Source organism: Hymenobacter ruber (assembly GCF_054783255.1).
The window spans coordinates 1,425,502-1,440,747 of the sequence record NZ_BAAGQX010000002.1 but is presented as its reverse complement, the minus strand read 5'-3'; the positions used below and the strand labels follow the sequence as shown (position 1 = coordinate 1,440,747).

Annotated in this window: 7 protein-coding genes; 4 read left to right on the top strand and 3 right to left on the bottom strand. The window is 64.1% G+C overall.

The annotated features are described in order from the left end of the window. Window positions 1-160: 160 nt before the first annotated feature. Window positions 161-3,571 carry a lamin tail domain-containing protein gene (locus tag ACYVM5_RS06710; protein WP_460617349.1) on the bottom strand — a complete coding sequence of 1,137 codons (3,411 nt, stop codon included), beginning with the start codon at window positions 3,569-3,571 and terminating at the stop codon, window positions 161-163. 120 nt (window positions 3,572-3,691) lie between these two features. Here ACYVM5_RS06710 and ACYVM5_RS06705 point away from each other — a divergent pair, with 120 nt between their 5' ends. From ACYVM5_RS06705 to ACYVM5_RS06695, 3 genes are all read left to right on the top strand, one after another. Then, window positions 3,692-4,690, top strand: coding sequence for an aspartate-semialdehyde dehydrogenase (locus tag ACYVM5_RS06705; protein ID WP_460617348.1), 999 nt, complete (start codon window positions 3,692-3,694; stop codon window positions 4,688-4,690). A gap of 119 nt (window positions 4,691-4,809) precedes the next feature. Further along, window positions 4,810-6,753 (top strand): carboxypeptidase-like regulatory domain-containing protein, encoded by a 1,944-nt coding sequence (locus ACYVM5_RS06700; RefSeq protein WP_460617347.1) that lies wholly within the window; start codon window positions 4,810-4,812, stop codon window positions 6,751-6,753. Between the two features lie 5 nt (window positions 6,754-6,758). Further along, window positions 6,759-7,370 carry a DNA-3-methyladenine glycosylase gene (locus ACYVM5_RS06695; RefSeq protein ID WP_460617346.1) on the top strand — a complete coding sequence of 204 codons (612 nt, stop codon included), beginning with the start codon at window positions 6,759-6,761 and terminating at the stop codon, window positions 7,368-7,370. Window positions 7,371-7,374: 4 nt separating this feature from the next. Here the strand turns inward: ACYVM5_RS06695 and ACYVM5_RS06690 are convergent, their stop codons facing one another. After that, window positions 7,375-7,833, bottom strand: coding sequence for a GNAT family N-acetyltransferase (locus ACYVM5_RS06690; protein WP_460617345.1), 459 nt, complete (start codon window positions 7,831-7,833; stop codon window positions 7,375-7,377). A gap of 135 nt (window positions 7,834-7,968) precedes the next feature. Here ACYVM5_RS06690 and ACYVM5_RS06685 point away from each other — a divergent pair, with 135 nt between their 5' ends. Then, window positions 7,969-9,369, top strand: a complete 1,401-nt coding sequence (locus ACYVM5_RS06685) for a PQQ-dependent sugar dehydrogenase (protein ID WP_460617344.1) — start codon at window positions 7,969-7,971, stop codon at window positions 9,367-9,369. A 93-nt stretch (window positions 9,370-9,462) separates the two neighbouring features. Here the strand turns inward: ACYVM5_RS06685 and ACYVM5_RS06680 are convergent, their stop codons facing one another. After that, window positions 9,463-14,985, bottom strand: a complete 5,523-nt coding sequence (locus ACYVM5_RS06680; protein WP_460617343.1) for a beta strand repeat-containing protein — start codon at window positions 14,983-14,985, stop codon at window positions 9,463-9,465. Window positions 14,986-15,246 lie beyond the last annotated feature (261 nt).

Below are 15,246 nucleotides of genomic sequence, written 5' to 3'. Positions count from 1 at the left end.
GCAATCCGTCCTCTCTCAGCGACCAGTCCTACAATGCGACAAGCCCATTGTAGTAACAGAAAGCCCCGATACTGCGAAGTGCCGGGGCTTTGTGGAAAAAGAAAGTGACTGGTTTCGACAGGACGGATTGCCGCGCTGTGCTCGCAATGGCAGGGCGTTTCTAAAACCGTGCCCCCAGTACTACGGTTTTCTTGTACTCGCGCTTTTCGCCGCTGCTGGGGCGGAATAATTCGACCAACAGAATATAGTAGCCCACGGCCGCCTTGTGGCCTTTGTCATCGATGCCGTCCCATTGGATGAAGCCATTGGTGGGCAAGGTTTCGTTGCGCGTGAGACGGCGCGTGAGGCGGCCCAGGGCATCGTACACCGTCACGCTGGCGGCGTAGCCGGGCGCGTCGAGGTGGTAGTTGAGGGTGGCGAAATCCTGCTGGCCGTCGTCGTCGGGGGTGAAGACTTCGGGCGTCACGGTCAGCTCCTGGTTGCCGCCGGCTTCGTCCTGGGCCTGCGAGTTGGGCCGGCCGGGCGTGGCATAGCCCACCGCGCTGGCCGCCGAGTGGAAGTTGCTGCCCAGCGTTGGCCCGTTAGTCCGTATGCGTTCCAGCGACACGCCATCCTGCGTAGCCAGCAAGCTCAGGTGCAAGGCTTTGCTGTACACAAAACGGTCAATTTCTGTCTTATTGCCGTCGATTAATACTGCGGTGCCCGCATCCGGGAAGGTGGGCAGGCTGGATGTTTGCACCAGATTGGCTGCGTCGCTGCTGGTGGGGTATTGTGCCGTGATGATGGCCGAGCTGGTGCTGAACGCCAGCAGCTGCCCCGGGGCCAGCAGCAACGGCCCGGTGCTGAGCACGTCGCTGTCAATGCTGGCGTCCGATTTTACGCTCCCGATTTGCCAGCCCTGCAAATCGATGAATTTGTTGCTGCGGTTGATGATTTCCACGAACCGCACGGCGCTCACGCGGGGGTTAAACAGCAACTCGTTTATCACCACATCGCCGCTCACGGCCGTTTCGGGCAGGGCGAAAGTAGCAGGTTGGAGCACGCCGCTGGCGTTGCCGGCGCAGTCGGTGGCCGTTTGCACGGTGAGGGTGACGGGGCGGCTGGGAGTCAGGGCGGCGGCCAGCGTGAGGTCAACCTGCCGGAAATCGGGCCCCACGGGCGCGGCCCGCGTGATGGCCGGGCTGGGCGCGGCCAGCGCGTAGCGGCCCACGGCGGTGGCCATGGTGCTGTCCAGCTTTTCGGAGAAATAGGCGCGGACGGTGGTGGCATTCAGGGCCACGGCGCGGAGCAGGGTAGGGGCCAGGGCGTCGGCATTGGCGGCGCGCACCGAGTTGGCGCGGCCGGGGGTGCCGCCGCTGGGGTTGGTGCTGGCAATCCAGTTATTGGCCCCGCCGCAGTAGTTGTTCGTGTCAATCATTTCCAGGCTCCAGCCGCCGTCCTTCTTCGTGGCGTCGCGGTACCAGGCATCGGAATACGTCACCTCAAACAGCGTGCGGCCGTCAGCGCCGCGCAGAATAAGCTGGTCGCCGCCGTTGCTGAGCGAGGGGAAATTGGTGGGGCCGTACACCTTGCCGTACTGGGCAAAATCGGCCGTGTGGGTGCTGCCGCACACAATGGCGTATTGGCCGGGGGCCAGCCGGGCGGTATCGGCAAAAACGGCTACCGTGGTGGTGCCGCCCTTGCCCAGCCGCACCCCGCGCAGGCTGATGGTTTTGGTGGCGCTCCGGTTATAAATCTCCGCGTATTCAAACATTGGCAGGCCCACCTGCGGAGTTTCATCAGCGAATACTTCACTGATAATCAAGTCGCCCACAACAGGGGGGGATGGCGGGGCCACGGTGGCCGTTTGCAGGCTGCCGCTCACGTTGCCCACGCAGTCGGAGGCCGTTTGCACGGTGACGTTGATAACAGCCGAAGTCGAAACCGCCGTACCCAGCGTGAGGTCGACCTGCCGGAAATCAGGCCCGATGGGCGTGACGCGGGTGATGGTATTGGTCGGGGCAAGGGTGTAGCGGGCCACGTTGCTCACGGAGGCACTGTCCAGCTTTTCCGAGAAGGTGAGGCGCAGGGTATTGGCCGCGGGCAGCTCGGCGCGGAGCAGGGTGGGGGCCAGCGCGTCGGCATTGGCGGCGCGCACCGAGTTGGCGCGGCCGGGTGTGCCGCCAATTGGGTCGGTGCTGGCAATCCAGTTGCTGGCCCCGGCGCAAAAGTTGTTGGTGTCAATCATTTCCAGGCTCCAGCCACCGTCTTTTTTTGCAATGTCGCGGTACCACGTATCCGCGTAGCTCACTTCGAACAGCGTGCGGCCGTCGCGCCCGCGCAGAAGGAGCTGGTCGCCACCGTTGCTGAGCGAGGGGAAGTTGGTGGGGCCGTACACCTTCACGCCGGGCGTAGCAAACTGGCTGATGCGCGTGCTGCCGCACACCACGGCATATTGGCCGGGCAGCAGCTTGGCCGTATCGGCAAAGGCGGCGAAGGTGGTGCTGCCGGTTTTGCCCAGGCGCACCCCGCGCAGGCTCAGGGTTTTGGTGAGGCTGCGGTTGTAAATCTCCACGTATTCGGAAAGCGGCAAGCCCACCTGCGGGAGTTCATCGGCAAAAATCTCGCTGATAATCAAGTCGCCAAAGGCCGGGGGCACGGGCAGCGCCGTGAAAGCGGCCGTGAGCGGCCCGGCGGCCACGTTGCCGTAGCTGTCGGCCACGTTGCGAACTTCCAGCACGCTCTGGCTCGGAAAATCGGCGGCAAAAACCAGGCGCACCACGGCCGGATTGGTGGCCGAGGGCTGCGCCGAAACCGGCACCGCGCCGCTTTGCAGGCGGTAGTTGGCGGGCAGGCCGGCGCTGGCGGCGGCCACGGCCTCGTTGAAAACCACGTCGACCTGCCGGGCATCGGCGGGCACGGCGCGGGTCAGGAGCGGGGCCGTGGCATCGGTCACCACAAAGTCGTCGAAGTAGAAGTTGCGGTTGTTGGTGGCTGAGTAGTTCAGGAACACGCCCACGGCCACGCTGCGCTGGTAGGTGGCGTCGACGGGTTGCGTGGCCTCGGCCACGAAGGTGCGGTTGCCGGTGAGGTCGCGCTCCAGCGTCCACTGGTTGGCCGTGGTGCGGGTCACGCGCACACGCACCAGGTTGTTGGTGGTAGACAAACTTCCCGTTGCGCCGTCGATAACCGCCACGGCCGTGCGGGTGGAGTCTTTGCGGAAAAGGCTCACTTTGCCACCGGTGCCGCCCAGGCGCACAAAGTAGCCGGAGTTGTTGGCGGCCTTGAGGTCGGTCTGCGAGGCGATGAGCCACACGTCGGCATAGTTACCCGAAGTAGTTGCTACCCGCAGGTTGGCCCAGAATTCCCATACCGTGCCGATGTTGGCCTGGCAGGGCGTGCTAAGGGCAATCTGGGTGGTGGTGACGGCCGGGCCGTTGCTTTGCAGCACTTGCGCGGTTACCTGGAAGCTGGCCGCGTCGCCGCTCCAGGCCGGGTTGGCGGTGAAGTTGCCGTCGGTGAAATTATCGGCCAGCTGGGCGTGGGCAAAGCCGGGTAGGAACAGGAGCAGGAAGTAAAGGTGTTTCAGCAAGGGAATGCAGAAGAAGTTGAAGCCGGCAAAATGCTGACGCGGCGTCTAAAGTAATCCATTTCTGGCGACATTTGCGGGTGCGTGCCCGTTGGTGCGCCTGTTTATTTTTCTGCTTTTTCCATGAAAATTGCTGTTGTGGGTGCCACCGGCCTGGTGGGCACCGAGATGTTGAAAGTATTGGCCGAGCGTCAGTTTCCCCTCACCGAGCTATTGCCCGTGGCTTCGGCCAAATCGGTGGGCCAGTTTATTGAATTTCAGGGCAAAAAATACCCCGTGGTGAGCATGGATGATGCCATCGCAGCTCGCCCCGATATTGCTATTTTTTCGGCCGGCGGCTCCGTTAGCAAAGAGCACGCGCCGCGCTTTGCCGCCGTGGGCACCACCGTTATCGACAACTCCTCGGCCTGGCGCATGGACCCCACCAAGAAGCTGGTGGTGCCCGAGCTAAACGCCAAAACCCTCACGCCGGAAGATAAAATCATTGCCAATCCCAACTGCTCGACCATTCAGATGGTGGTGGCGTTGAATGACTTGCACAAAAAATACCGTGTGCGCCGCATTGTGGTGAGCACCTACCAGAGTGTGACCGGCACCGGCAAAAAAGCCGTGGACCAGCTCCTGGAAGAGCGCGCCGGCCAAACGGCCAGCAACCCCGCCTACCCGCACCCCATCGACCTGAATGTGCTGCCCCACATCGACGTGTTCGAGCCCAGCGGCTACACCAAGGAGGAGCTGAAAATGGTGAACGAGACGAAGAAAATCATGGGCGACGACAGCATTCGCGTGACGGCTACCTGCGTGCGGATTCCGGTGATGGGCGGCCATTCAGAATCCATCAACGTGGAATTTGCCGAGGAATTTGACCTGGCCGAAGTGCGCGAAATCCTCGCCCACACGCCCGGCGTGGAGCTGGTGGATGACCCCTCGACCAACACCTACCCCATGCCCAAAGACAGCCACGGCAAAGACGCTGTGCTGGTAGGCCGCCTGCGCCGCGACGAAACCCAGCCCAAAACCCTGAATATGTGGGTGGTGGCCGACAACCTGCGCAAAGGTGCCGCCACCAACGCCGTGCAAATTGCCGAGTATCTGTTGAGCCAGCAGGTGTCGGCTCAATAGCTGAAAAAAACGTTGTAGAGACGCATATTTGTGTCTCGTTGTTGAACAGCCAACGCTGAATGTTGGGTCGAATCGTTCAACAGCGAGACGCAAATATGCGTCTCTACTGCGTTCTGCTTATGCCGTATTCGAGGGGGCTTGTTTTTCTGCTGGTGCTGCTGGCTGGCCCCGCCCAGGCCCAAACCCTGTTGCGCGGCCGGGTGCTCGATGCCGAAACGCACCAGCCCATCCCCAACGCTCAGGTGGGCGTGGCCGATAACCGCATCGGTACCAGTACCAACGATGCCGGGCGCTTTGCCCTGAGCATCCCGCCGGCCTATGCTCGGGAACGGCTGACGGTGGCGCTGCTGGGCTACCGCAGCTACAGCCAGCCGCTGCCGCCGCTGCCGGGGCCGGAGTTGCTCATCGAATTGAAAATAAGCCCGGCGGCACTGGGCGAAGTGCAGGTGACGGGCTCGGTGCTAGGCATCGTGCGGGAGGCCGTGGCGCGCATTCCGCGCAACTACCCCACGCGGCCCACGCAGCTCACGGGCTTCTACCGCGAGTCCGACAACGACTTGGCCGGGCAGCCGCGTTACCTGGCCGAAGGGCTGCTGCTGGCGTTTAAGGAACCGTATCAGCGGCGCACGGCGGAGGGGGAGGTGCAGATAAAGCAGTCGCGCAAGGTCGATTTGCGGCCCGAGCGGCAGCCGTTCCGCATCGATTGGGCGGGCGGGCCGTTCATTGTGCACCTCGGCGATTTCGTGCACCGGCGCTCGCAGTTTATCGACCCTGCCCATTTCAAGGATTATGACTACCGCCTCGCGCCCGGCAGCACCTTCCAGGACCGGCCGGTGTACGTTATCACCTTCGCACCAAAGGCCGGCAACCGCCGCGCCGACTTCGAAGGCCGCATGTACATCGACCAGGACAGCTACGCTTTCCTCGGAGCCGAGTGGCACTACACGCCCGCTGGCCTCAACAGCTCGCCGAATGCCGCCGACTCGCGCAGTCTGCGCGTGGCTTATCAATTGTACGCCGGCCGCTGGCACCTCAAAACCGTATGGTGGCAAACCAAAGCCAAACTGCCCGTTGGCCCGCCGCTCAACTATTTCGGCGAATTTCTGACTACGGCCATCGACACGGCTCAGACGCCCCGGCCCGGCTACCTGGAGCGGGCGCAGTACCAGGACGTGTTTCTGCGCAACGCCGTGGCCTACGACTCGGCTTTCTGGCGGGGCCACACCACGCTGCTGCCGCCCGAAACACTGCAAAAAGCCCTTCTCGACCAGCAGCGCCAGCAGCAGACGGATTCTTTGTTCAAGCCTTCCGAAGCCGGGACGGACCCGCAGCAAAAGCAACTGAGCGGTTTCGACCGTTTCCTGAAACGCTTCAGCTACGGCTCGCACGCGGGGGCCTGGCCGGTGGCCGTGCCCGCCGCCGGCCTCACGGTGGCGTATGCGCCGGCCGGCTACGGCCTGCAGATGCAGCGCACGGGCCGGGTGAGCGCGCAGGATTTGACCGTAATAACCCAGTTTGAATACCAGTATACCCTGACGCGGGAACTGGCGGTTAGCGTGGCCACGCAGCGCCTGTACCGGCAGCTCAAGGGCGATGGCTGGGAGGTGGGCCTGAGCTACGAGCACAACGTCAACCCGCACCACCGGCCGCTCTACGGCCGCGCTGGCCTGGGCTATATCCGTCAAACCGTGGGCCTTCCTTTGGGCACTTTTGATAATCCCGACGCGGGCCTGCGCGTGGCCGGCACCCACCTGGGGGCCGATGAGCTAAGCGCCCGCGTGCAAACCGTCAGCGACGCGCTGCGCCCCTCTCTTGGCCTGGGGGTAGAGCTGAGCCATAGGTTCGAGCTGGTCGCTGATGCCAGCTACCTGGTGCCGATGCGCAGCAAAACGCAACTGCAGCTGGACGAGGAAAGCGGCTTTTTCCTGTTCCGACGCGCCGCCACCGTCGATTTACCCGCTGCCGACGTAGACCTGCGCGTGAACGACCAGCCTACCACGCGCCTGCCGTGGCAGCAGCAACACTGGCTGCTGAGCATCGGGCTGCGCTACCGCGTCCGCTGAAATCCATGTCGCATTCCAAACTCCCCGCCGCTTTCTTCCAGCGTCCCGATGTGCTGGCCATTGCCCGCGACCTGCTGGGCAAGCACCTTTACACGCACCTGGACGGCGTAATAACGGCCGGCCGTATCGTCGAAACCGAGGCTTACCGGCACGAGGGCGACCATTCCCTCACGCTGCATTTGCAGCGCAAGCGCCACCAGGCGCAGGGGCTGCACGTGCCCGGCGGCCATGCCTACATCTACACCGTCTACAACCGACACGCGTTGTTCAACATTGCCACGCACGATGCCCGCCACCCCGACGCGGTGCTCATTCGGGCCATCGAGCCATTGATTGGGGTGGAAGAAATGCTGCGCCGGCGCAGCCTGGCGCGGCCCGTGCGCGCCCTCACGGCCGGGCCGGGCGTGCTAAGCCAGGCGCTGGGCATTACGCCTGCCCTCACCGGCCAGCCGGTTACCGGCGACGTTATCTGGTTTGAAGACCACGCCGAAAACGTAGCCGATGCTGATGTGGTGGCTAGCGCGCGGGTAGGCCTGGCCTACGCCGGAGCTGAGGCCGCCGGGCAGCCGTGGCGGTTTCGGCTGAAGGACAGCAAGTGGACCAGCCTGGCCAAATAGCGGCTTATGGCGCCGGGTAGGGGTTGGCCTTTTTGATTTCGAGCCAGCGCTCGGGGCGGTCCAGCGGCTCGTAGCCGAAGCGCTGGTAGAGGGTGTGGGCGTCGAAGGTGGCGAGCAGGTGGCGGCGCAGGTTTTGTAGGTCGGGGTGGGCCAGCATCTGCTTCACCAGCCACTTGGAGAGGCCGTGGCCCCGAAACTCGGGCAGCACAAATACGTCGCAGAGCCAGGCAAACGTGGCCCTGTCCGTCACCACACGGGCGAAGCCGGCTTGGCGGCCATCGGGGGCGTAGAGGCCGAAATTGAGGGAGTTGGCCACGGCGCGCTCCACGGTGGCGCGTGGAATGTGCTTGGCCCAATACGATTCCTCGCTCAGCCAGCGGTGAATGGCGGTGAGGTCGAGCCGGGCGGGGTCGGTGCTGAGGGTGTAGCCGGTGGGGTGGGCGGCGGTGAAAAAATCAGCCATAGCGGAAGTCAGTAAATGCCGTTGCAAGCTACAAAATCAGCTCCGGGCCAGGCATGGTGCATCCGGCGGTAGAAAAGTTTCGTTATCTTTTGATAAACAGCGCTTTTATTCTTTCACCACTTCCTGCCTATTGCCATGAAATCTCTACGCAATGCTTTGCTTGCCCTGTGCACCACGGGGCTGCCACTCGCCGCCTGTGCCCAGGCGCCGTCCCTCACCACGTTTCCGGTGGGCAGTACTACGGTCACGGTTTCGGCCCTGGCATCCAATCTGAGCACGATATGGGAGCTGGTGTGGGGGCCGGATAATTTTATCTGGGTGACGGAGCGCAGCGGCCGCATCAGCCGTGTGAACCCGGCCACCGGGCAGTTGCTGCCGCTGCTTACCATTGCTGATGTGACCGAAAACAATGAGAGCGGACTGTTGGGCATGGCCATCGATGCCGCGCCCACGGGCCAACCGGCCGGGACCTACGGCGTGTTTGTGGTGTATAACTACACCGACCAGGGCACGCTGAAGGAGAAGCTGGTGCGCTATTCCTACGCCAACGGCACGCTGAGCAACCCCGTGGTGCTGCTGGGCAACATCGTGGCCACCACCAACCACAGCGGCTCGCGCCTGCTGCTCCTGCCCGACCACACCCTGCTCATGACCACCGGCGACGCGCTGGTGGCCTCCGAGGCGCAGAACCGAAACTCCCTCAACGGTAAGATTCTGCGGCTGAACCTCGATGGCACCATTCCGACTAACAACCCCACTGCTGGCAGCGCTATCTACACGCTGGGCCACCGCAACCCGCAAGGCATTGTGCGACTGCCCGATGGCCGCATCTACAGCTCGGAGCACGGGCCGAATAATGACGACGAAATCAACAAGATAGAAGCGGGCCGCAACTACGGCTGGCCCAACGTGGAAGGCCTCTGCGACCTGCCTGCCGAAGCCACCTTCTGCACCGCCAACAACGTGCGCGAGCCCCTCACCGTCTGGACGCCCACCATTGCCCCGGCCGGCCTCACGTACTACGACCACCCGGCCATTCCCGGCTGGCGGGGCAGCCTGCTGCTGGCCGTGCTCAAAGACCACAAGCTCATCCAGCTCACGCTGGATGCGGCTGGCAGCACCGCCCCCAGCGGTGATTTTCTTACCACCTTTGGCCGGCTGCGGGCCATCTGCGTGTCGCCGGATGGCAAGGTGTACATCGGCACCAGCAACCGCGACGGCCGGGGTACCCCCGCCACCACCGACGACCGGATTCTGACCCTCGAAAACCGCGCCTACGTGCCGACAGCCACACGCCCGGCCACTGCTTTTGCCTTCGACCTGTTTCCTAACCCTGCCCGTCGGCAGGCCACCGTGCAGCTGCCCACGCCGGGCAGCCGGCTCCTTGTGAGCGACTTGCTGGGCCGCCCTGTGTATTCGGTGCAGCCCACGGGCACTACCGCCACGCTGGACCTTGCTGCCCTGCGCCCCGGTACCTACCTGGTGCAGGCCGATGGCGCGGCCGGCCGCAGCACCCGCAAGCTGGTGGTAGAATAAATGATTAAAAAACCGAGTTGGCTGCTCAGGATTTGACAACAAAAAAGGGCCGGCAAATTGCCGGCCCTTTTCGTTGCGGGGTAGTGCGGAGGGTTATTCCAGCACCACTTTGCGGGTCAGTATCTGGCCAGCTACCGTCACGCGGAGCGTGTAGAGGCCCGTGGCCAGGCCGCGGGTGCTCATGGTCTGCTCGGCAGTACCGCTCAGAGTTTTGGTAGCCACTACCTGGCCCAGCGTGTTCAACAGCGTGGCCTGGCCGGCTGCGTTCAAGCCACTCAGGCGCAGCGTGAGCTGGCCGGTGTTGCTGGGGTTGGGGTACACCAGCAGCGCATCGGTGTTGGCCTGGGCGCTGGTGGCGGTGGCGGTGCTCAGGATGGTGAACGAACCCGTGGTGTCGGAGCTGCCGTAGCCGCTCACGGCCACGTAGTACGTAGTGCCCACGGTGAGGCCCGTGAGGTGCACGGGGCCCACGTTCAGGTTGCTACCCGTAGCAGCCTGGCAGAATACCTGGTTGAAAGGTCCGGCCGAGCAGCTGGGGGTGGTGAATACGCGCACCATGCCAGCTGCCGTGCCCGTGATGGTCAGGGTGCGGCTGGTAGTAGTAGCCGTGAAGCTGAACCACACGTCCTTGGGCAGGGCTGCCGGCGAACAGGCGGGCGTGTTGATGCCGTTCTGTACGCTGGTGGTCGAGCCCACGTTCGAGCCGGTAACGGTGGTGGTGCCCAGGGCAACCGCGCCGCAAGGCTCATCGTTGGCCGGAGCGGTGAGCGGCGTGGTGAAGCACGTCGGGCCCACGAAGGTGCTGCTGCCATTCACCGTGCCGCAGTTCTGACGGACGTAGAAGCAATAGTCGGTAGCCGCCTGCAGGTTGGTCAGCGCGTAGGTAGCGGCCGTGAGGCCGGTTACGCTCGTGCCGGTGCCCTGCGTGAAGCCCTGCGGGCCGTATTCCAGCTCGTAGGTATTGCCGGCGGGCAGGCCGCCCGTGGGGGCCAGCCAGTTCAGGGTAGCCGTGGTGTTGGTCAGGCCGGTAACGGTGGGGCCGCTGGGGGCCGCGCAGTTCGACGGAGCCGTTACGCACACGGCGATGAGGCCGGCGTTGGTAGTGCTGTACGACCAGGCACGGATGTAAAGCACCTCGCCCGGCGTGCGGCCCGTCAGGGCCACCTGCGAGTACAGGCCGTTGGTGTCGTCGTTGCAGCCAATCTCCGTCAGGTTGCCGCAGGTGCCGGAGTACAGGCTTATAACCGTATCCGTGATGTTGCTGCCAGCGGTGGGGGCCACGGTTTTCACCGTTACCGACCCGCTCACGGGCACCGTCACTTTAAACCACACGTCCCGGTTCAGGGTCGTGCTGCAGCTCGGAGTGGGGGCACCCGCCGAGGTCGTGGCGGCGGTGTTATCGGAAGTCGTCTGCGTGATGCAGGTGCCAAACTGAATGGGCACGTTGATAGCACCGGCGCAGTCATCATTCACCGGCGCTACGGCCAGCGTGTTGAAGGTAATCGTAGCGGGTTGCGAGGTCAGGCCGCCACCGCAGTTGCTCACGATGCTCACCGTGTAGCTTGTGCCGGGCGTCAGGCCGGTCAGCGTCAGGGGCGAAGCCGTGATGGTCTGGGTCGTGGCCGTGCCGCCGGCTGGCGTCACCGTTACCGTATAGTTCGTCGACGCCGAGGCGGGCGTGAAGCTCACCGTAGCTCCGGTCGTGGTAAGGCCGGTAGCCGTCACTGCCGTCACGGCGGGGCAAGACACGTAGCTCACGCGCACGTTGTCCACGCCAATGTCCGTCACGCCGAAGTCGCTGGTGGCGCGCAGGCGGATGATGGTGGTGGCCGTCAGGCCGGTGGCCGGTAGGTTCACCGTCTGGTGCGTCCAGGTGCTGGCCGTGGTCAGGCTCAGCAGCGAGGCGCTGAACGAGGTGCCGCCGTTAGTGCTCACAAACACCTTCAGCGAGTCCGAGCCCGAGGTGTTGATGTAGTCAAACTCCAATGTGGGCGTACCTGCCGTGCCGGCCATGTTCACCGACAGGTCCAGCGTGCCGCGGGTGCCGCTGCTGGCATTGTAGGAGTGGAAGCGGGCCGAGTGCGCGCTGGTGCCCGTGCCCAGCGGGCTGCCGGTGGGCGTGTAGGCACCCGAAGCCGGGCCGGTCCAGGCGGCGCTGGCGCCGTCATCTTCACGACGCCACGAGTTGTTGCCCGTCAGCGGCGTGTTGCGCCAGTTCACGGCCGGAGCATCGTTGGTACCGCACAGGCTCAGCCAGGTAGTTTCAAAATCCTGGGTGTAAGCCGTCGTGTTGTTCACCGTAGCATAGGGAGCAGCCAGGCAGCCGGTGGTGAAGGTCACCGTAACAGCCTGCGAGGTCTGGCCGGCGCCGCAGTTGCCCACGATGCTCACCGTGTAGCTCGTGCTGGCCGTCAGGCCCGTCAGGGAAACGGGCGACGTGGTAACGGTCTGGGTCGTGGGCGTGCCGCTGGCCGGCGTTACCGTCACCGTGTAGTTGGTCGGGCCCGAAGTGGGGTTAAAGTTGATGGTGGCAGTGGAGGCAGTTACGCCGGTTGCCGTAACCCCCGTCACGGCGGCGCAGGCCACGTACGTAACGTTCACGTTATCCAAGCCAATGTCGGTGGTGCCGAGGTCGCCCACCGCGCGCAAGCGGATGATGGTCGTGGCCGTGAGGCCGGTGATGGGCAGGTTGAGTGTCTGGCGAGTCCAGGTGGCAGACTGGCCGAGGCGGATGAGTGCCGCACCAAACGTGGTGCCGCCGTTGGTGCTCACAAACACGTTTAGCGAGTCCGTACCCGACGTGTTGATGTAATCGAAGGTGAGCACGGGCGTGCCCGACGTGCCGGCCATGTTAGCGAACAGGTCCAGGCTGCCCCGGGCGCGGCCCGATACATTGTAGGAGTGGAAGCGGGCCGAGTGCAGGCTGGTGCCCGTGCCCAGTGGGCTGCCGAGAGGCGCGTAAGCGCCCGAAGCCGGGGACGTCCAAGCGGCGCTGGCACCGTCGTCGTCGCGGCGCCACGAGTTGTTGCCCGTCAGCGGCGTGTTGCGCCAGTTCACGGCCGGAATTTCGTTGGTGCCGCACTGGCTGGTCCAGGCTGCCTCGAAGTCCTGGTTGTAGGGCGTCGTGTTGTTGATGAGCACATACGGCGCGGCCGCGCAGCTCGTGGTGAAGGTCGTGATGGTCGCCGTCGACGTGGTGCCACCGCTGCAGTTGCTCACAATGCTCACGGTGTAAACCGTGTTAGGCGTGAGGCCCGTCAGCGTGATGGGCGAGGCCGAAGGAGCGGGCGTAACCGTGGTAGCCGTACCACCGGCCGGGGTCACCGTTACGGTATAAGTAGTGGGGCCGGCGGGCGGGGTGAAGGTCAGAACCGCGCCGGTGGCCGTCACACCCGAAGAAGTAAGGCCGGTGATGGCCGCGCAGGCGATGTAGCTCACGCGCACGTTGTCTACGCCGATGTCCGTCACACCAAAATCACCCCGGCCGCGCAGGCGGATAACGGTGGTGGCCGTCAGGCCGGTAGTGGGCAGGCTCACCAGTTGGTGCGTCCAGGTGCTGGCCAGGTTCAGGCCCAGCAGGGCGGGGCCGAACGTGGTGCCGCCGTCGGTGCTCACAAACACCTTCAGCGAGTCCGAGCCCGAGGTGTTGATGTAGTCAAACTCCAGCGAGGGCGTACCTACCGTGCCGGCCATGTTCACGTACAGGTCCATGGTGCCGCGGGTGCCGCTGGTAGCATCATAGGAGTGGAAGCGGGCTGAATGCGCGCTGGTGCCGCCGCCCAGCGGGCTGCCGGCCGGCGAGTAAGCGCCCGAGGTGCTGCTCCAGGCGGCGCTGGTGCCGTCGTCTTCGCGGCGCCACGAGGTGTTGCCGGTGAGAGGCGTCGTGCGCCAGTTCACGCCGGGCACCTCGCGCGTGCCGCACTGGCTCAGCCAGGTGGCTTCAAAATCCTGGGTGTAAGGCGTGGTGTTGTTTACCGTAACATATGGTGCGGCCAGGCAGCCGGTGGTGAAGGTCACAACCGTCGGTTGCGAAGTCGAACCCGCGCCGCAGTTGCCCACAATGCTCACCGTGTAGCCTGTGCTGGGCGTCAGGCCGGTCAGCGTCAGGGGCGAAGCCGTGATGGTCTGGGTCGTGGCCGTGCCGCCGGTTGGGGTTATCGTTACCGTATAGTTCGACGCCGCCGAGGCAGGCGTGAAGCTCACCGTTGCGCCCGTGGCCGTGATGCCAGTAGCCGTAGCGGCCGTCACAGCGGGGCAGGTGATGTAGCTCACGCGCACGTTGTCCACGCCGATGTCCGTCACGCCGAAGTCGCTGGTGGCGCGCAGGCGGATGATGGTGGTGGCCGTCAGGCCGGTAGCGGGCAGGTTCACCGTCTGGCGGGTCCAGGTGCTGGCCGTGGTCAGGCTCAGCAGCGAGGCGCTGAACGAGGTGCCGCCGTTGGTGCTCACAAACACCTTCAGCGAGTCCGAGCCCGAGGTGTTGATGTAGTCGAATTGCAACGTGGGCGTACCCGCCGTGCCGGCCATGTTCACCGACAGGTCCAGCGTGCCGCGGGTGCCGCTGGTAGCATTATAAGAGTGGAAGCGGGCCGAGTGCGCGCTGGTGCCGCCGTTGAGGGGGCTGCCCGTGGGCGTGTACGCACCCGAGGTAACGCCTACCCAAGCAGCGCTGGCGCCGTCGTCTTCGCGTCGCCACGCGTTGTTGCCCGTCAGGGGCAGGGTGCGCCAGTTAGCATCCGGTGCATCGCGGGTGGCGCACACATTCAGCCAGGTGGCTTCGAAGTCCTGCGTGTAGGCCGTGGTGTTGTTCACCGTGGCGTAAGGCGCCGTGGCGCACCCCGTGGTGAAGGTAATGGTATTCGGGGCCGAAGTCTGACCGGCGCCGCAGTTGCCCACGATGCTCACGGTGTAGCTCGTGCTGGCCGTCAGGCCCGTCAGCGTCACCGGCGAGGTGGTGGCCGTCTGGGTCGTCGCTGTGCCACCAGCCGGCGTCACCGTTACCGTATAAGTAGTCGCCGACGAGGAGGGCGTGAAAGCTACCGAAGCTCCCGATGCCGTGATGCCGGAAACTGCCAGGCCGCTTACGCTAGGACAAGCCGCTGGCGCGCCAATCGTGAGCGTAAAGTCCTTGGTTTCACCGCTGCCAAAGTTTGTGCAGGCATCGGTCGCGCCATTGGCGTTGGTGGCCCCGCGGCTGCGAATACGCATACCCGTCTGGCCTTGCACTGCGTTGGAGGGCACCAGCAGCGTCGCGCTAACCGGTGTGCCCGTGGGCGAAGCCGTGGCTATCTGCGTCCACTCGCTGGCCTCGTACACGAAATTGTGGTTGTAATCCACCCACACCGATACAATGCTGCTGCCGGTCAGGGTCACGCTCAGCGTGTAGGGCACCCCGCCCGAAATTGTACCCGTGTTGGTGCCGGTAGCGGGGTAGCTGGTGTACGACTGTCCACCGGTAGCAGCGCAGGTAAGGCCCGTGGCGTTGAGCGTAGTGCCCGACAAGCCCACATCGGTGATGTCGTTGCCGCCGCAAACGCCACCCAGGCCCGTGGCGCAATAGGCAGTAGTCTGGGCCTGGGCTGGCCCGCTACCAAAGAGCAGTGCTGTAAGCAGCATAGCTCCCGCTTGAGGCCAGTGCCGCCTCGTGAAGGAACGTAGGAGTGTTGTCATAAAGGTGAATAGGGTGAATGGGGAAAATGGGGAAAAGGTGGAGAAATAGAACAACGGCCAATAGCCGTTCCTACTGGTTTGGTGTCGTAATGTAGAGACAAAGCTCGAATGTTTTGCTGCCTTTCGTGCTTTCCCACATTTACTTACAAATAAAGTAAGAAGTCGCGTCCAGCAGTTTTTGTAAATTCCCCAAACCGACCGCTCGGA

Coding starts and splice junctions, on each gene's coding strand:
- ACYVM5_RS06705 (WP_460617348.1), top strand. CDS start 3,692: ATGAAAATTGCTGTTGTGGGTGCCACCGGCCTGGTGGGCACCGAGATG.
- ACYVM5_RS06700 (WP_460617347.1), top strand. CDS start 4,810: ATGCCGTATTCGAGGGGGCTTGTTTTTCTGCTGGTGCTGCTGGCTGGC.
- ACYVM5_RS06695 (WP_460617346.1), top strand. CDS start 6,759: ATGTCGCATTCCAAACTCCCCGCCGCTTTCTTCCAGCGTCCCGATGTG.
- ACYVM5_RS06690 (WP_460617345.1), bottom strand. CDS start 7,833: ATGGCTGATTTTTTCACCGCCGCCCACCCCACCGGCTACACCCTCAGC.
- ACYVM5_RS06685 (WP_460617344.1), top strand. CDS start 7,969: ATGAAATCTCTACGCAATGCTTTGCTTGCCCTGTGCACCACGGGGCTG.
- ACYVM5_RS06680 (WP_460617343.1), bottom strand. CDS start 14,985: ATGCTGCTTACAGCACTGCTCTTTGGTAGCGGGCCAGCCCAGGCCCAG.